15 protein-coding genes are annotated in these 16288 nt (G+C 68.8%); 1 reads left to right on the forward strand and 14 read right to left on the reverse strand.

Annotation, left to right across the window (positions count from 1 at the left end):
- Positions 1-57: 57 nt before the first annotated feature.
- The 6 genes from AC1MED_RS00620 to rpsF all read right to left on the reverse strand — a co-directional run bounded on the left by AC1MED_RS00620 (position 58) and on the right by rpsF (position 3545).
- Positions 58-684: an FMN reductase gene (locus AC1MED_RS00620; RefSeq protein ID WP_479786728.1), complete on the reverse strand. Its 627-nt coding sequence runs from the start codon at positions 682-684 to the stop codon at positions 58-60.
- Positions 685-804: 120 nt separating this feature from the next.
- A complete protein-coding gene (locus AC1MED_RS00625) occupies positions 805-1650 on the reverse strand; it encodes a PhzF family phenazine biosynthesis protein (RefSeq protein ID WP_479786729.1) in 846 nt (281 codons plus the stop codon).
- Between the two features lie 126 nt (positions 1651-1776).
- Entirely contained in the window at positions 1777-2229 is a 453-nt protein-coding gene (rplI, locus tag AC1MED_RS00630; protein ID WP_175323062.1) for a 50S ribosomal protein L9, read from the reverse strand.
- 17 nt (positions 2230-2246) lie between these two features.
- Entirely contained in the window at positions 2247-2486 is a 240-nt protein-coding gene (rpsR, locus tag AC1MED_RS00635) for a 30S ribosomal protein S18 (RefSeq protein WP_003800144.1), read from the reverse strand.
- Positions 2487-2612: 126 nt separating this feature from the next.
- Positions 2613-3185: a single-stranded DNA-binding protein gene (locus AC1MED_RS00640; protein ID WP_479777642.1), complete on the reverse strand. Its 573-nt coding sequence runs from the start codon at positions 3183-3185 to the stop codon at positions 2613-2615.
- 54 nt (positions 3186-3239) lie between these two features.
- A complete protein-coding gene (gene rpsF / locus AC1MED_RS00645) occupies positions 3240-3545 on the reverse strand; it encodes a 30S ribosomal protein S6 (RefSeq protein ID WP_056428835.1) in 306 nt (101 codons plus the stop codon).
- A 248-nt stretch (positions 3546-3793) separates the two neighbouring features.
- Here rpsF and AC1MED_RS00650 point away from each other — a divergent pair, with 248 nt between their 5' ends.
- Positions 3794-4480 (forward strand): DUF1345 domain-containing protein, encoded by a 687-nt coding sequence (locus tag AC1MED_RS00650; RefSeq protein ID WP_346958775.1) that lies wholly within the window; start codon positions 3794-3796, stop codon positions 4478-4480.
- A 28-nt stretch (positions 4481-4508) separates the two neighbouring features.
- On the opposite strand, the gene AC1MED_RS00655 is transcribed toward AC1MED_RS00650, so the two are convergent.
- The 8 genes from AC1MED_RS00655 to AC1MED_RS00690 all read right to left on the reverse strand — a co-directional run bounded on the left by AC1MED_RS00655 (position 4509) and on the right by AC1MED_RS00690 (position 16239).
- The gene (locus AC1MED_RS00655; protein ID WP_479784889.1) at positions 4509-5843 is read right to left on the reverse strand and encodes a M18 family aminopeptidase; all 1335 of its coding nucleotides are present in this window, start codon (positions 5841-5843) and stop codon (positions 4509-4511) included.
- Between the two features lie 190 nt (positions 5844-6033).
- The gene (locus tag AC1MED_RS00660; RefSeq protein ID WP_479784891.1) at positions 6034-7476 is read right to left on the reverse strand and encodes an amino acid permease; all 1443 of its coding nucleotides are present in this window, start codon (positions 7474-7476) and stop codon (positions 6034-6036) included.
- A 352-nt stretch (positions 7477-7828) separates the two neighbouring features.
- Positions 7829-8725, reverse strand: a complete 897-nt coding sequence (locus tag AC1MED_RS00665; protein WP_479784893.1) for an ABC transporter permease — start codon at positions 8723-8725, stop codon at positions 7829-7831.
- 3 nt (positions 8726-8728) lie between these two features.
- Positions 8729-9673, reverse strand: a complete 945-nt coding sequence (locus tag AC1MED_RS00670) for an ABC transporter ATP-binding protein (RefSeq protein WP_346958771.1) — start codon at positions 9671-9673, stop codon at positions 8729-8731.
- 123 nt (positions 9674-9796) lie between these two features.
- Entirely contained in the window at positions 9797-11299 is a 1503-nt protein-coding gene (locus tag AC1MED_RS00675; protein ID WP_479784896.1) for a phosphatase PAP2 family protein, read from the reverse strand.
- Between the two features lie 16 nt (positions 11300-11315).
- The gene (locus AC1MED_RS00680) at positions 11316-12503 is read right to left on the reverse strand and encodes an MFS transporter (RefSeq protein ID WP_479784898.1); all 1188 of its coding nucleotides are present in this window, start codon (positions 12501-12503) and stop codon (positions 11316-11318) included.
- Between the two features lie 56 nt (positions 12504-12559).
- A complete protein-coding gene (locus tag AC1MED_RS00685; protein ID WP_479784899.1) occupies positions 12560-14242 on the reverse strand; it encodes an ABC-F family ATP-binding cassette domain-containing protein in 1683 nt (560 codons plus the stop codon).
- A 20-nt stretch (positions 14243-14262) separates the two neighbouring features.
- Positions 14263-16239: a penicillin-binding transpeptidase domain-containing protein gene (locus tag AC1MED_RS00690; RefSeq protein ID WP_479784901.1), complete on the reverse strand. Its 1977-nt coding sequence runs from the start codon at positions 16237-16239 to the stop codon at positions 14263-14265.
- Between the last annotated feature and the right edge of the window lie 49 nt (positions 16240-16288).

Consider the following 16288-nt stretch of genomic DNA (forward strand, 5'->3'; position numbering starts at 1 on the left):
GGGGCCGGAATAGTTCAGCCGCTGCGGAGCCGGCCCCGGATACCCCGCCGGCCCGGGCTAGTTGCCTCCGGAGATTCCGGCCAGCAGCTGCTCGAACGGCAGTGACTCCAGCGCGGCCTGCTGCGGCCGCGGCTGTGCGCCGTCGAGCAGCCGGGCGAACTCCTCCGCCGCCCGTTCAATTCGGGACGAGAGCGGCGAGCCGCCGTCGCCGGTGGTTCCCCAGTCCTGCGGGCCAGCAAAGACGCCGGTTGCCGCGGTCCGGGTGCGGAGGTAGCTAAAGAGCGGCCGCATCGCATAGTCAAGCACCATCTGGTGCCGGTCGGTCCCGCCCGTGGCGCCGAGCAGGACCGCCTTGCCGTCCAGCGACTTGGGGTCCAGCACGTCGATGAATGACTTGAACAAGCCGCTGTAGGACGCACTGAAGACCGGGCTGACGGCGATGATGCCGTCCGAGGCCTCGACCCCGGCGATAACCTCGGCCAACCGCGGGGCGGCGTAGCCGGTGACGAAGTTGTTGGCGATCTCAACGGCCAGATCGCGCAGCTCGACGACGTCGACGCTCACGGCGTAGCCGGCCGCGGCGAGCTGGCGTTCGGCGGATGCCGCCAGCTGGTCCGCGAGCAGGCGGCTCGACGACGGGACGCCGAGTCCGGCGGAGAGAACGGTAATGCGGCGGCTTTCCACGGTGTGCTCCTGTAGCTGTTCCACGGTTCGGGTAACTGTATGCATTTGCATCTACCTGTAGAAGCAGCGGCCGCCCGTCTTTATTCCCCGCCGCGCCGGATTCGGCGGCGGCCGGGCCACTCAGAGCAGGACAAATCCCTCGATGCAGCTCACCGAGTGCCCGCCGACCCAGATGTCCCCGTCCAACGCCTCGATGTGGACCCGGCCGGCCCGCCCCAGGGCCGTGCCCTGGGCCGCGAGGTAGGACCCGGGGGCGCGGCCGGTGCCGATCAGCCACTGGGCAGCCCCGGCGTTGAAGCTCCCGGTGACGGGGTCTTCCGCGGCGGCGTCCCCGGGGATGAACGTGCGCACCTCGAAACCTACGTCGGAACCGGCCGGGTGGGGGCCGATCACGCCCACCTTCAGTCCGGCCAGGGCCGCATAGTCGGGCCGGATGGCGAGCACCTGGGCTGCGGACTCCAGCAGCACTCCGATCCATTCCGGCCCGTTGACCAGCCACGACGCGTCCAGAAGCGCCTCCTGCGGCAGGCCCAGGCCGGCTGCGATGCGGGCCAGATCCGGCGCGGCAACCGGTCCGGAGCGGGTCAGCGGCGGGGCGGCAAAGGCCAGGCGGCCGCCGTCGCGCTTCACCCGGACCAGACCGGCGGCGCATTCCTGGACCACAATCCCGTCCCGGGCCGGGATGCCGCCGGCCTCAAGCCAGGCGTGGGCCGAGCCGAGGGTGGGGTGGCCGGCGAAGGGGAACTCCTCGCTGCCGGTGAAGATCCTGACCCGGTAGTCGGCGCCGGGGTCGGTGGGCGGCAGCAGGAATGTCGTTTCCGCGAGGTTGGTCCAGTTGGCGAACTGCTGCATGACGGCGGCGTCGAGCCCCTCGGCGTCGAGGACAACGGCCAGCGGATTCCCGCGGTAGGCCTCGGCGGAAAAGACGTCCACCTGGGCGAAGGGGCGAAGACGGGCTGCAGTCATCGGGGTCACTGCCGCAGGCTATCACCGGCACCGGCCGTCGGAGTTAACGCGGAAGGCCCCCGCGTCCGGGCTCCCGAGGGAATCCGGAGGCAGGGGCCTCCCATGCAGTTCAGTCAGTCGAAAAGACTACTTGCCTGCAACTACGTCGAGCTCGATCACAGCGGAAACGTCGTCGTGCAGACGGACGTTGGCCTGGTAGGAACCGGTCGACTTGATGTGAGCCGGCAGTTCGACCTTGCGCTTGTCGATGCGGCCGAGGCCGGCGGCTTCAACAGCGTCCGCCACGTCGGCCTGCTTGACGGTGCCGAACAGGCGTCCGGTCTCGCCAGCCTTGACAACGAGCTTGACCGGCTTGGCCTGCAGTGCTGCGGCCTGCTTCTGAGCGTCTTCCAGGGAAGCGTGCTCGCGGGCGGCGCGGGCGGCCTTGATGGACTCAACCTGCTTCTCGCCACCCTTGGACCAGGTCAGGGCGAAGTTGCGGGGCAGCAGGTAGTTACGTGCGTAACCGTCCTTGACCTCGACAACGTCGCCAGCAGCACCGAGACCGGTTACTTCGTGGGTCAGAATGAGCTTTGCCATGTTAGTTAATCCCTTCCTTAGCCGCGGCCAGCGCCGGAGTAAGGCAGCAGAGCAACTTCGCGGGCGTTCTTGATTGCCTGTGCGATCTTGCGCTGTTCCTGCACCGTGACGCCGGTGACGCGACGGGCGCGGATCTTTCCGCGGTCGGAGATGAACTTGCGCAGCAATGCTACGTCCTTGTAGTCGATGACAGTGATGTCAGCGGCCTTCAAGGGGTTGGACTTTGGTTTGGGCTTACGGAGTTCAGCCTTAGCCATCGTGGAGCTCCTATTCGATGGAGCCCGTGGATATTGATCCACGGGATGGTGGTGATCCGCCGGCGGTCGCCGCGCGGCTGCCCGAGGGCGGCCCTGCGGGTCCCGATGTCGGACCTTAGATGTTGTTTAGAAGGGAGGTTCGGAATCCGGGCCGTTGCCCCAGCCGCCTGCATTGCTGACCCCGGGCGTTGCCCAGGGATCGTCCTGCGCTGCCGGCTGGTTGCCGCCCCAGTTTCCGCCGGAGTTGCCGCCGCCCTGGTTTCCACCAGAGTTGCCACCGAAACCGCCGCTGTTGCCGCCGCCGAAGCCACCCTGTCCACCCTGTCCGCCGGAGCGCTGGGTGCGGTTGACCTTGGCGTTGGCGTAGCGCAGGCTGGGGCCGATCTCGTCGACCTCAAGCTCGATAACGGTGCGCTTCTCGCCTTCCTTGGTTTCGTAGGAACGGCTCTTCAGGCGGCCGGAAACGATCACGCGCATGCCCTTGGTGAGGGACTCGGCGACGTTCTCGGCTGCTTCGCGCCACACCGATGCGCGGAGGAACAGGGTTTCCCCGTCCTTCCACTCATTGGACTGGCGGTCGAAAGTGCGGGGCGTAGAAGCGATGGTGAAGTTCGCTACTGCCGAACCTGACGGTGTGAACCTCAGTTCGGGGTCATTGGTGAGATTACCGATGACCGTAATAGTGGTTTCGCCTGCCATCTACTGCCTCCTGGTTCGTTCCTGCGGGGTTAAAGATTGAAGGGTGGGGCTGAATTACTCAGCAACGACCTTCTGCTCTTCGGGGCGGGTGATCTTGGTGCGCATGATGGTCTCGTTGAGACTCAGCTGGCGGTCAAGTTCCTTGGCGGTAGCCGGCTCAGCGGTGAAGTTCACCACGGCGTAGATACCTTCGGACTTCTTCTGGATTTCGTAAGCCAGGCGACGACGGCCCCAGATGTCAACCTTTTCGATGGTTCCACCATCGGTCGTGATGACGTTCAGGAACTTCTGAAGCGTTGGCTCAACGGTACGCTCTTCGACCTCGGGGTCGATGATTACCATCAATTCGTAAGGACGCATATGTGAACCCACCTCCTTTGGGCTAAGCGGTTACGGCATTTCCGTAACAGGAGGTTCATTTGCGGTGCTTGTGCGGTGCATCACCCCCGGAACGGAGGCAGGGCGCAGCACAGACTTCAATAGCTTAGTGCATCCGGGCCGGTTTCAGCGACTTCTTCCACCGCCACCCTAGGCCCCGGGCACCGTCTGCGGAAGCGTTCCGGCCGGACTGTGGATAACCGGACAGCCGCCTGTGCCATGATCGGGGAATGAGCACCGGTTCCCCGTCACGTTCCGCGGCGTCCCCCGTCCACCGCAGCCGGCTGCGGTTCGCGGTGATGCTGCTGGCGGGCCTGTTTGCAGCCGGGGCATCAGGGTTCACCGGACACTGGGTGGAAGCTCCGGCCGTGGGCTGGAGCAGCGCAGCCCTGACGTACGTACTGTGGGTGTGGATCGTGATCGGCCCCCTGAACGCTGCACAAACGCGGGCGCACGCCACGTCCGAGGATCCGTCCCGCAGCGTCACGGATCTGATGATCCTCGCCGCCAACATCGCCAGCCTGGCTGCCGTGGCCGCCGTCGTACTGGACTCGCACAGCAACAACGGCGGCTCCCGCCTCGGCGGCGGGCTACTGGCGCTGACGTCCGTCGCGCTGTCCTGGATGCTGGTGCAGACGCTCTTCACCGTGCGCTACGCCGGGCTTTACTACAGCACGGCGCCCAGGGCCGGCGCGGCGGTGGGCGGCATCGACTTCAATCAGGATGAACCACCGCAGTACACCGACTTCGCCTACCTCAGCACCAGCCTGGGGATGACCTACCAGGTGTCGGACACCGCACTGAAAAACCACGCGATCCGGGCCGAGGCGCTCAAGCACAGCCTGCTGTCCTACCTGTTCGGCACCGTGATCCTGGCCGCCACGATCAACCTTGTGATCGGGCTGGCCGGGTCCTAGGAACCTTCCGGGGGAAGTGCCGGGCAGGTTACTGGGCGGCGGTGCGGAAGAACAGTTCGGTGACCACCGCCAGCCGGTGCGGGTCCTCGACGCCGCAGAGCTCGCGGGCCGAGTGCATCGACAGCAGAGGGACGCCGACGTCGACCGTCCTGATCCCCAGCCGGGTGGCGGTCAGCGGGCCGATCGTGGAGCCGCAGGGCATCACGTTGTTGGAGACAAATTCCTGGTACGGAATCCCCGCGTCGGTGCAGAGCCTGGCCCAGAGTGCCGCCCCGGCGGCGTCAGTGGCGTAGCGCTGGTTGGCGTTGATCTTCAGCAGCGGCCCGCCGTTCAGGGCCGGCCGGTTGGCCGGGTCGTGGCGCTCGGCATAGTTGGGGTGCACGGCGTGGCCGGCGTCGGCGGAAACACAGAACGACGCCGCAAACGCCTGCCGCCGCTGGCTCGCCGTCGCGCCGAGCCCGTCGGAGACGCGGACCAGAATGTCCTCAAGGACCGGGCCGCAGGCACCCGAGCGCGAGGCGGATCCGATTTCCTCGTGGTCGAAGGCCGCCAGCACGGCGATCGGCCCCTCCGCCGGTACCTCTCCGGAGGCGTGCGCGATCAGCGCGGCGAGGCCGGCGTGCGTGGCGGAGAGGTTGTCCAGGCGTCCGGAGGCGAAGAATTCACCCTCGGCACCGAAGACGGCCGGCGCCTGCGTATCCGCGATCACAACGTCGTAGCCGCCGATCTGCGCCGGATCCACCGCGGCGCCGGGCACCCGCTCCGCGAGCAGGCCCAAGAGGTCCGCGCCGGCCGGGTCGCCGAGGCCAAAGACCGGGTTCATGTGCTGCTGTTTGTCCAGGGCCAGGCCGTCGTTCACGGCGCGGTCCAGGTGGATCGCCAGCTGCGGGAAGCGCAGCAGCGGACCGGTGGCCGTCAGGTGCTCGGTGCCGTCCAGCATCACGAGGCGCCCGGCGAGTTGCAGTTCTCGGTCCAGCCAGGAGTTGAGCAGCGGCCCGCCGTAGACCTCGACGCCTGCCTGCAGCCAGCCGAACTTGCCGGTGGTGGGCTTGGGTTTGAGCTTGAACGACGGCGAGTCGGTGTGCGCGCCGAGGATGTTGAAGCCGGTGGTGGGGCCGGCCCCGCGCGGCGTCACCCAGGCGATGAGGGCGCCGTCGCGGATCACGTAGAACTTGCCGGCGGAACCCTCGGCTGCGGTGGAGGTTGCGGCGCCGGGCCAGGGCTGCAGCTCGTCGAGCCCGGTGAACCCCGCTTCGTCCAGCCTCCGGGCGGCCTCGTGGACGGCGTGAAAGCTCGACGGCGACGCGCTGACATACGCGCCGAGGTCCCGGATGTGGTCTGCGGCAGTGGCGGAGGAAGGCATGGCTCCGAGTCTAGTGCCGCGGTTGCACCCCGGCGCCCCACCGGACATGCCCTCCGCTGGCGACGGCGCTTGGGCATAGGGGCACTATGTCCATTGCTGGTCGCCAGCATGGGGCATGTCCGGTGGCCCGGGCCCGTGCGGGGCGTCTCGGGCGGCGTCGGGCGGCGTCGGGGGCGGAGTTGCTGCGGGCTTACTTGGCCGGACCGACGCCGGCGTCGGCATCCTCGCGGCGGATCTCGGCGTCGGCGGGCTGCTGGCCGGCGGGCTGTACAGCGGGCGCCGCGGCGCCGTGCCTGCGGTAGCGCCAGAGTCCGATTCCCACCACGACGGCGGCGAGGGCCAGGGAGAGCAGCAGCGATTCCCGGGTGGTGTCCAGCACTACCATGCCCACCAGCAGCGCGACGATGCTGATGATCGCCAGCCAGGTCAGGTACGGGAACAGCCACATTTTCAGCTGCAGCTCCCGCGCGGCAGCGCCCATCCGGCGGCGCAGGATCAGCTGCGAGACGGAGATGACCAGCCAGACGAACAGCGCGATGGCGCCCGAGGTGTTGACCAGGAAAAGGAACACGGTGTCCGGGGCGATGTAGTTCAGGCCCACGGTGATGAAGCCGACCACGGTCGAGGCCAGCACGGCGGCGGCCGGGACGCCGCGCTTGGAGATCCGCATCCAGGAGCGGGGTGCGTCGCCGCGGCGGGAGAGCGAGAAGAGCATGCGGCTGGCGGTGTACAGGCCCGAGTTGAGGCAGGACAGCACGGAGGTCAGCACCACGACGTCCATGATGGTGCCGGCGCCGGGGATGCCGAAGAGTTCGATCACGGCGACGTACGGGCTCTTGGCCACGGAGGCGTCGTTCCAGGGCAGCAGGGTCACGACGATGGCGATCGAGCCGATGTAAAAGACCAGGATGCGCCAGACCGTGGACTTGACGGCCTTCTTCACGGCGTCGACCGGATTCTCGGATTCGCCGGCGGCAATGGTTGCGATTTCAGCGCCGAAGAAGGAGAAGACGACCACCAGGATGCCGGCCAGCACGGCGCCCGGGCCGTTGGGCATAAAGCCGCCCTTGCCGGTCAGGTTGTCCAATCCGGGGGCCGGTACACCGGGGATGAGGCCGAGGATGGCTGCGGCGCCGAAAAGCAGGAACAGCACGATCGCGGCGACCTTGATGGAGGCGAACCAGAACTCGAACTCGCCGTAGGACTTCACCGAGCCGAGGTTTGTCAGGGTCAGGAGCACCATCAGCACCAGCGCCCACACCCACTGGTCGATGCCTGGCACCCAGCGGTGCATGATGGCCGCTCCCGCCGTGGCCTCGATGCCGAGCACGATGATCCAGAACCAGGCGTAGAGCCAGCCGATGCTGAAACCGGCCCAGCGGCCAAGTGCCTTGTCCGCGTAGGTGGAGAACGATCCGGTCTCGGGGTTGGCGGCGGCCATTTCGCCGAGCATGCGCATGACCAGGATGACCACGAGCCCTGCTGCCAGGTAGGCCACCAGGATGCCGGGGCCGGCCTGCTGGATGGCGGCGCCGGAGCCGACGAACAGCCCGGCGCCGATGACGCCGGCGATGGCGATCATGGACAAATGCCGGGGTTTCAGGGATTTGGAGAGTTGCTGGTCAGCCTGCATGAAGCGCCGTCCTTCGTGGGGTGGTGTCGGCCCGGGCACCCTGCCCGGCGATGCCTGGCGAGGATGTGCGGCGGACCACAGTGTCGTTTCACCCTAGACCGGCCGGGGGAGGCCCCGGTCTGTGCAGTCCCACAGATTACGCTGCCGCCGTTCGGGCGGAACTCCAGCGAGGAGGCCTGGGAGGCAAAGGCTGTTGCTTCACGGTCAATTCCGAAATGTGCCTGAAACCACTGTTTCAGGCCGATGCCGGCGCCAGGTGCCCGCCGTCGGCCCCGCCGTCGTTCCCTGGGGCCCGTCCTACTGGCCGGCAGTGGTTGTCGTTATGCCGACCCATAACGACAACCACTGAGGGCTAGATGTCCCGCTTCTTGAGCAGGACACCGGCCAGCACCACCGGGATGAGAACCCACGCTCCCAGCACCAGGGCCGCCTGCCAGGCCTCCAGGGTGTCGGGGAGGTGTTCGGCGGCGGTCATCGCCTGCACGGTGTTGCCCGGCAGGTACTTCCGCGCCTCCTCGAAGAAATCGCCGGGGATCAGCTGGAACACGATCGGAAGCACGAAGAACAGCCCCACCAGGCTCATGATGCCGCCGGCTGAGTTGCGCAGCAGCGCACCCAGGGCCATGCCGATCGCTGCAACCGCCGCCACATAGATGCTGTTGACTAACAGGAGCTTGACCGACTGGGAGCTGGCGAGGTCCAGCGTAAGGTCATAACTGTCCAGGATCGGCAGGGACACCAGCCCGGCGAGGTACACGGACACCGCGGTGAGGACAAACGCCGTCACCACCACCACCAGCAGCTTGGCCACGAAGGCCGGCGTCCGCCTCGGCACCGCCGCGAAGGTGGAGCGGGCCATGCCGGTGGTGAACTCGGAGCTCATCAGCAGCACCCCCAGCGAGCCGAGGATCAGCTGCGCGAAGGGGATGCCGGAGGTGGGCGCGCCGAGCGCGAGTTCACTTCCCTGCGCGGCGAACGCTGCGGCGGCGCCCGGATCCGTTGCGGCAGCCCGCGAGAACTGGCCCGTTCCCCACGCGGAAAGCGCGCCGAAACCCACGAGCACCGCCGCGGTCGCGCCGAGCAGGATCAGGGTGGACAGCAGGGTGCGGAACTTGATGAATTCGGCATTGAGGACGCGCGCAAAGCTCGGGCCCGGGCCCTTGCTGAGACCGTCGCCGGGCCGGCCGGGTGCGGTGCCGGCGTGCGCCCCGCGGCCTGAGGGGGTGGGTTCGAGAGTGGTCGAGCTCATGGCTTAGTTGCCTCCGGACTGGGCGGGGGCGGGAACGCCCGTGGTGATCAGCGAGTGGTATTCGACCTCATCCTTGGTCAGCTCCATGTAGGCCTCCTCGAGGCTGGCCTGGAGCGGGGTGAGTTCGTAGATCATGACGTGGTTGTCGAGGGCGGTGCGGGCGATGTCCCGCGGCTGAAGCCCCGTGACTTCGAGGAGTTCGCTGTCCTGGACGTCCACGGCACCGCCGGCTCCGGCCAGCAGGCGCATCAGCGTCTCCGGCTGGTCGGTGCGGACCCGGGTACGGCCCTGGCCCTTGCCGGTGATGATCTCCTGGATCGGTGCGTCCGCGATGATCCGGCCGCGTCCGATCACAATCAGGTGGTCCGCGGTGACAGCCATTTCGCTCATCAGGTGGCTGGACAGGAAGACGGTGCGGCCCTCGGAGGCCAGGTACTTGACCAGGTTGCGGACCCAGACCACGCCTTCCGGGTCGAGGCCGTTGACGGGTTCGTCCAGGATGACGGTCTGAGGGTCGCCGAGCAGCGCCGCCGCGATGCCGAGGCGCTGGCCCATGCCGAGCGAGAAGCCGCCGACCTTTTTCCTGGCCACCTCGGCCAGCCCGGTCATTTCAATGACCTCGTGCACCCGCTTCTTCGGGATGCTGTGCGTCGCAGCCATGGCGAGCAGGTGGTTGTAGGCCGAGCGGCTGGTGTGCACGGCTTTGGCGTCCAGCAGGGCGCCGACGTCGCGCAGCGGCGCGTGGTGCCGGTCGAACGGCACCCCGTTGACGGTGACGGAGCCCGACGTCGGCCGGTCCAGTCCCATGATCATGCGCATGGTGGTGGACTTGCCGGCGCCGTTGGGGCCGAGGAAGCCGGTGACCCGGCCGGCTTCGACAGTGAAATTGACTCCCGCGACGGCGGTTTTTTCGCCGTACACCTTGGTCAGGCCTCGTGCTTCGATCATGGAAGCGTTCCTTTGCGTTGCGTGTGGTTGTGTACCCACCACGCTACCGATGCGGATCCCCGGATTCGCCGCTCTCAGGGTTGATTCAGGGGTCAATCAGGGTCGTCCCGCGGGGATCTCAGGTCAGTCCTGCGCGGTCGGCGAGTAGTAGACCAGCCCGCCGTGCTTGACCGAGAACTCCACGGCGCGGACGCCGGGCATGACTTCGCCGTCCACCGCCAGCACCATCGTGCTACCCCCGGGCTCCACCCTGATCCGGCTGGTTTCACGCAGGTGGGTGATTCGGGAAGTAGCCACTGTGCCGGTCAAGACGGCCCAGAGCAAACGCAGGCGGGCAAAGGATTCGTCTGCGGTGATCATCCGCAGGTCCAGCACGCCGTCGTCCAGCACCGGCCGGACCAGCGGCGCGTGGTCGCGGGGGTAGTAGCGGCCCCGGCCGACGTAGAGGATCCATACCTTGTGCCGGACGCCATCCACCACCAGGGTGCTGGGGGTGCCGGCGGCGAAGGTACGGAACATGGCGATGACCCCAGCGAGCGGTTTCCCCAGGGCCGGCTGAAGCTGCTCGCGGCGGCGCACCAAATTGGGGTAGAGGCCGATGCTGGCGGTGTTCAGCATGGTCAGTTCCAGCTTTTCGGGGCTGTCCGGCAGCCCCCGCTCCACCGCGACGTGGCCAAGGTCGGCCCGCGCCGCCTCCCCCTTGGCGGCGGCCTCGACGGCGGCCTGCAAGGTGGGGGTGCCGGCGTCGCGGGCGAAGTGGTTGAGGGTCCCGCCCGGCAGGACCAGGAGCGGGATGGAATGCTCGACGGCGGACGCGGCGGCGGTGCCCACGGTCCCGTCGCCGCCCCAGACGCCGAGCGCGGCGACGCCGGGGCGGGTCGCCACCGCCTCGATCGCGGCCGCCACGTCCTCGTCCGGACCGATCTCCTGTATATACGCCTTAGGGAATACTTTCTGGAGGGCGGCGGCGGTCTCTTCGGCGTAGGAGCCGCCGAGCGTATTGACGGCAATGACGAGTCCCTCGCCGCCGGGCAGCGCGGCCGCCGGCACGGGGGTGCGCCGGACCGCGGGGAACGGGGGACGGACCGGCCACCACTTCCGGGTAACGAGGGCCGCCCCGGCCCCGATCGCGGAGCCGAAAAAGACGTCCGAGGGCCAGTGAGCGCCCGTGTGCACCCTGGAATAGGCGACTCCGGCGGCGACGGGGGCCAGGGCCGCACCGAGCGCCGGGCGGACCAGCCCTACCCCCAGGGCGAAGGCGGCGGCGGAGGCGGAGTGCCCCGAGGGCATGGAGGAACTGGTGGGCTGCGGGTGCACAAAGCGGAAGACCGGGAGGTGCTCCGGCAGCGGCCGGGCCCGCGGCAACAGGGTCTTGAAGACCACGTTGGTCACGGCGGAGGCCACGCCCTGCGCCAGGACACCGTGCAGCGCCGCACGCCGGGTCCTGCCGGGAAAGAAGGCCATTACGCCGGCAATGCCGAACCAGAGCTTGCCCTTGTTGGCGGCTGCTGAGAGCCGCCGGAAGAAGTCGTCGTGGCCCCCGCCTGGCAGCCCGGACACGGATTGAACGAGTCTGCGGTCCAGCTTCTCCAGCCGGTGCGGCGTTTTTCCCAGCATGCTTCGCATTTCCCCACCCTACTGCTCAGCTGGCGCGCAAGGGCCTCGCGGCGCCGGCGAGCAGCAGCGCCCCCAGAATCGGCACCCCGATGGCCAGCAGCGCCACGCGGATTCCGGTCAGGTCGCCAAGGTAACCCAGCAGCGGCGGCCCGGCCAGGAAGGCGAGGTAGCCGAGGGTGGACACGACCGAGACGCGGGCCGCGGCGTGCTTGGGGTCGTCGGCCGCGGCGGACATGCCCATCGGAAAGGCCAGGGCTGCCCCCACGCCCCACAGGGCGGCGCCGGCCGTGGCGAGCCAGATGTTGCCGGCGAAGACGAAGAATCCCAGCCCGACCGCGGCGGCTGCCATGCTGCCACGCAGCACCACCACCCGGCCGTACACGTCGATCGCCCGCCCGCCGAAGAAGCGCATGGCCGTCATTGCCAGCACAAAGACCGCGAACAGCAGGGCTCCGGTGGACTGTTTGGCACCGAGGCCGTCCACGGCGGCCTTGGCGATCCAGTCATTGCCCGCGCCTTCGGTCAGGGTGGCGCCCAGGACGACCACACCGATCAGCAGGGTGCGGCCGTCCCGCCAGGCGGAAGCGGCACGCGCCGGCCTGGCTTCACCGTCGGCAGGAACCGGCGCCGGGATGTGCGGCAGGAAGTAGCGCGGCGCCACCAAAGCGGCCACGACCACCACCGCGGCGATGGCCAGCAGGTGCGCCGGGAGCCCGACGCCGAGCGTGGACAGCCCCGCACCGAGAAGCGCACCCACAAAGGCGCCGCCGCTGAACGCGGCGTGGAACTGCGGCATGATGGTGCGGCCCAGCCGGTGTTCGACGTCGGCCCCCTCAATGTTCTGGGACACGTCCCAGAGGCCGATGCCGATGCCGAAGAAGAAGAGCGACACGGCGGTGCCGAGGATCGAACCGGCGTTGAGGGACAGCGCGATCCCGACACCGGCCGCCGCCGCCAGCAGGCCGGCCGCCCGGACCGTGTTGCCTGTCCCCAGCCGGCCCACCACCCAGCCCGCGGTCGGCAGCGCGATCAGCGAGCCGACGGCGACGCACAGCAGCAGGCTTCCCATCTGCCCGGAGGTGATGTGCAGGGTCTCGGTCACGGCGGGGATGCGCGCGGCCCAGCTGGCGAACACGAGGCCGTTGATCCCGAATATCAGGAAAGTCGCCCCAGCGGCGGCCTTCAGGGCCGGAGCGGTTGCGGTTCTGGTCATAGGGTCACTGCCTCCACGGAGTGTTGTGCGGGCGGGTCAGGGTCTTGCCAGACCAATCAGCGGGCCCGCTCGACGCGTTTTTCGTCCCAGACCGGCTCGGCGGATTCGTAAACCTTGCCGTCGGAACCGAAGACCAGGAAACGGTCGAAGGTGCGGGCGAACCAGCGGTCATGCGTGACGGCGAGGACCGTGCCCTCGAAGTGGTCGATGGCCCGTTCCAGGGCCTCGGCCGAGTGCAGGTCCAGGTTGTCGGTGGGCTCGTCGAGCAGCAGCAGGGTGGCGCCGGAGAGCTGGAGCAGCAGGATCTGGAACCGGGCCTGCTGGCCGCCGGAGAGGGATTCGTACTTCTGCTCGGACTGGGACGCCAGGCCGTAGCCGTCCAGCGCCCCGGCCGCCGCCTCGCGGCCCAGGCCGGAGCGGTGTTCGTCGCCGCGGTGCAGGATTTCCAGCAGGGTCTTGGCGAGCAGGTCGGGCCGGACGTGGGTCTGGGCGAAGAACCCGGGCCGGATCCGGGCGCCGAGCTTCACGGTGCCCTCGTGCGGGACTTCGGCGATGTCCACGTCGGAGACGGGCAGGTGCTCGCGTTCCGGGTCGGTGCCGCCGGTGGCGAGCAGGCGGAGGAAGTGGCTCTTGCCGGAACCGTTGGAGCCGAGGACGCCCACCCGGTCGCCGAACCAGACCTCGGTGGAGAACGGCTTCATCAGCCCGGTGAGCTCCAGCTTCTCGGCGACGATGGCGCGTTTGGCCGTGCGGCCGCCCTTGAGCCGCATCTGCACGTTCTGCTCGATCGGGAGCGCCTCGGGCGGGCCGGCCTCGAGGAATTTCGCCAGCCGGGTCTGCGCAGCGTGGTACCGGTTGGCCATGTCGGAGCGGAACGCGGCCTTGTTCTTGTACATGTTGACGAGTTCCTTGAGCTTCACGTGCTCCTCGTCCCAGCGTTTGCGCAGCTCCTCGAAGCGGGCGTTCCGGTCCGCGCGCGCTTCGACGTAGGAGCCGAAGCCGCCGCCGTGGATCCAGGCGCCGGCGCCGTTGATGCCCGGCTCCAGGGTCACGATGCGGCCCGCGGCGTTGTTGAGCAGTTCGCGGTCGTGGCTGATGAAGAACACGGTCTTCTTGGACTCGTTGAGCTTGGCTTCGAGCCAGCGCTTGCCCGGGACGTCGAGGTAGTTGTCCGGTTCGTCGAGCAGCAGCAGCTCGTCCGGGCCGGCGAACAGCGCCTCCAGGACCAGCCGCTTCTGTTCGCCGCCGGAGAGGCTCGAGGCGGGCCGGTGCTGCGCGCGGTCGAAGGGCAGCCCGAGGGCGGCCATGCAGACCTCGTCCCAGACGGTTTCGACGTCGTAGCCGCCGGCGTCGCCCCAGTCCACGATTGCCTGCGCATACTTCATCTGGGTGGGTTCGTCGTCGTGCTCCACCATCGCCAGCTCCGCCTCGTCGACGGCGCGGGCAGCGGCGGCCAGCGCGAGCGGCGCGGCGGAAACCAGCAGGTCGCGGACGGTTGAGTCGTCGCGCACCTGGCCGACGAACTGGCGCATGATGCCCATGTTCCCCGAGCGGCCAATGACGCCTTCGTCCGGGACGAGGTCGCCGGAGATAATCCGGAACAGCGTCGTCTTGCCCGTTCCGTTGGGTCCGATCAGGGCTGTCTTGGTGCCGTCCGGGACCTTGAAGGTCACCCCGTTGAGCAGCTGGGTGCCGTCGGAGAGGAAGTAGTCGATGCCGGAAACGTCAATATGAGCCACCCGGCAATCTTCCCACGGCCTTAGCCGGCGGCGGTGAGGAACTCCTTGAGCAGCGGCCCGGAGGTGGTGGCGCCGAGGCCGCCGTCCTCCACGAACACGGCAACGGCGAGGTCACCGTGCACGGCCACGATCCAGGCGTGGGTCTTCGGCGGGTTCTCCTTGCCGAATTCGGCGGTGCCGGTCTTGGCGCCCACCGGCGCGCCGGGCACCGAGGCGAGGAAACCGGCGTGCCCGGAGGTCACGACGGCGCGCATCATGTCCGCCAGGGACGCCGCCTCCGCGGCGGTCACCGGTTTGCCGGCGGACTTCGCCGGCTCGGGCGCGGACTGCGACGGCGACGCCGTCGGGCCCGCCGACGGCGTCGGGCTGCCCGTCGCCGCGGCGTTCGGGTTGAGCACGAGCTGGGCCGCCACCGGCGCGCCCTTGGCCACCGATCCGGCCATCACGGCGGCGGCCAGGGGGGACATCAACACCTTGCCCTGGCCGATCATGGAGGCGGCGTGTTCCGTTCCCTCCGCCTCACCCGGGACGGAGCCAAGGAAGGCCGCAGCCCCAAGGGACGGGGCCTCCACGGCGACGCCGAGGGAGGTAGCCGCCGACTCCAGCTGGGCCTGGCTGACCTTTTCACGGGCGTTGATGAAGGCGGTGTTGCAAGAGTGCGCGAAGGCGTCGCGCAGGGTCACGGACCCCAGCGAGGAGGCGGGATAGCCTTCGGCGTTCTTGAAGGTCCGGCCGTCCACGGCGAGGGTGGGCGGGCAGTCCACTTTGGAGTCCGGGGTCATTCCGTTGCGGAACATGGCCAGCGAGTCGACGATTTTGAAGATGGAACCCGGGGCGTACTGCCCCAGCATGGCGGTGTCGTAGCCGTTGCTTCCCGGCCCGGAGGCGGCGGCCAGGACCGCGCCGCTGGAGGGGCGGAGCGCGACGATGGCCGATGCGGGTCCCACGTCGCCCAGCACGTCCTCGGCCAGCTGCTGCAGCCGCGGGTCCAGGGTGGTTTTAAGTGCGGTTCCGGGCTTCATCGGCTCCTGGAACAGGACGCGGCGGCCTTCGTTGGGCTGGGCCCGGCGTTGCTCCGCGGTCAGGCCCTCGGTCTGGGCGAAGACCTGGATGCCGCTGGTGCCGCGGAGCTGCGCGTCGTACTGCTGCTGCAGGCCGCCGGTGCCGGTGGTGTCACCGGCCCGGAGGGCGCCGCCGGATTTTTCGATTTGTTCGGCGCTGGCCTCGGCGACGGTTCCGAGCAGGGCGCGGGCGAAGCTGCGGGTGGGCGCCAGGGGAAGCGAGTCGGCAATGGCCCGCGCCCCGGGGACCGCGGCAAGCTGGGCGTCGGTGATGGTCCGCCCGGCCTGGCGCAGGGTAATGGCGGAGACGAAGGCTTCGGGCCCGGAGGCCGTGACCTGCTTGGTGTAGGCGGCCGGGTCGACGCCCACCAGCCGGGCCAGCTTGTCCGCCGACGCGGACGGATCCGCCGAACCCAGTTGCTGCTTGTCGATGCCGACATGGACCACCGGCCGGTAGGTGACGAGCTTTGCGCCGCCGGCGCCCAGGATCTCGGCCCGCTGCGGGGACTCGGTCGAGGTGCCGAGGACTTCGGTGTCGGCGAGGCCGGGGACCAGCAGTTCCGGGCTCCAGAGAGCCTGCCACTTCCCGTCCGCCTTCTTCAGCTGTGCGGACACGGTGTATTTCCACTCGCCGGCACCGACTTTCCAGCTGTAGTCCAGCGGGACTGTGGCGGTGTCCTTTTCCAGGGTCAGCTCCCCGGCGGTCACCGCCGGTTTTGCCGGGTCGAGCGCTTTGAAAACGGCCTTGAGCCGATCATTTGCCGCACCGGAGTCCGTGCCCTCGAAGGCCACGGTTCCGACGTCGAGCGCGGCGACCGCCGCGGCCAGCTGCTTTGCAGCATCCTGCGCCCCGGACCGGCCGTCATCGCAGGCTACGAGCGAGGTGCCCAGCACCAGGCCGACAAGAGCTGCGGACAGTTTGTGAATTTTCCCCATTGCGCCATTATGCCCCGGGGCCCGGACGGCGGCGGTGTCACGTAGCTGC

Source organism: Arthrobacter sp. BI5 (genome assembly GCF_056680065.1).

What these genes read in the sequence shown, in the direction of transcription:
- AC1MED_RS00625 (WP_479786729.1), bottom strand. Translation starts at nt 1,650, where the DNA reads ATGACTGCAGCCCGTCTTCGCCCCTTCGCCCAGGTGGACGTCTTTTCC.
- rplI (WP_175323062.1), bottom strand. Translation starts at nt 2,229, where the DNA reads ATGGCAAAGCTCATTCTGACCCACGAAGTAACCGGTCTCGGTGCTGCT.
- rpsR (WP_003800144.1), bottom strand. Translation starts at nt 2,486, where the DNA reads ATGGCTAAGGCTGAACTCCGTAAGCCCAAACCAAAGTCCAACCCCTTG.
- AC1MED_RS00640 (WP_479777642.1), bottom strand. Translation starts at nt 3,185, where the DNA reads ATGGCAGGCGAAACCACTATTACGGTCATCGGTAATCTCACCAATGAC.
- rpsF (WP_056428835.1), bottom strand. Translation starts at nt 3,545, where the DNA reads ATGCGTCCTTACGAATTGATGGTAATCATCGACCCCGAGGTCGAAGAG.
- AC1MED_RS00650 (WP_346958775.1), top strand. Translation starts at nt 3,794, where the DNA reads ATGAGCACCGGTTCCCCGTCACGTTCCGCGGCGTCCCCCGTCCACCGC.
- AC1MED_RS00655 (WP_479784889.1), bottom strand. Translation starts at nt 5,843, where the DNA reads ATGCCTTCCTCCGCCACTGCCGCAGACCACATCCGGGACCTCGGCGCG.
- AC1MED_RS00660 (WP_479784891.1), bottom strand. Translation starts at nt 7,476, where the DNA reads ATGCAGGCTGACCAGCAACTCTCCAAATCCCTGAAACCCCGGCATTTG.
- AC1MED_RS00665 (WP_479784893.1), bottom strand. Translation starts at nt 8,725, where the DNA reads ATGAGCTCGACCACTCTCGAACCCACCCCCTCAGGCCGCGGGGCGCAC.
- AC1MED_RS00670 (WP_346958771.1), bottom strand. Translation starts at nt 9,673, where the DNA reads ATGATCGAAGCACGAGGCCTGACCAAGGTGTACGGCGAAAAAACCGCC.
- AC1MED_RS00675 (WP_479784896.1), bottom strand. Translation starts at nt 11,299, where the DNA reads ATGCGAAGCATGCTGGGAAAAACGCCGCACCGGCTGGAGAAGCTGGAC.
- AC1MED_RS00680 (WP_479784898.1), bottom strand. Translation starts at nt 12,503, where the DNA reads ATGACCAGAACCGCAACCGCTCCGGCCCTGAAGGCCGCCGCTGGGGCG.
- AC1MED_RS00690 (WP_479784901.1), bottom strand. Translation starts at nt 16,239, where the DNA reads ATGGGGAAAATTCACAAACTGTCCGCAGCTCTTGTCGGCCTGGTGCTG.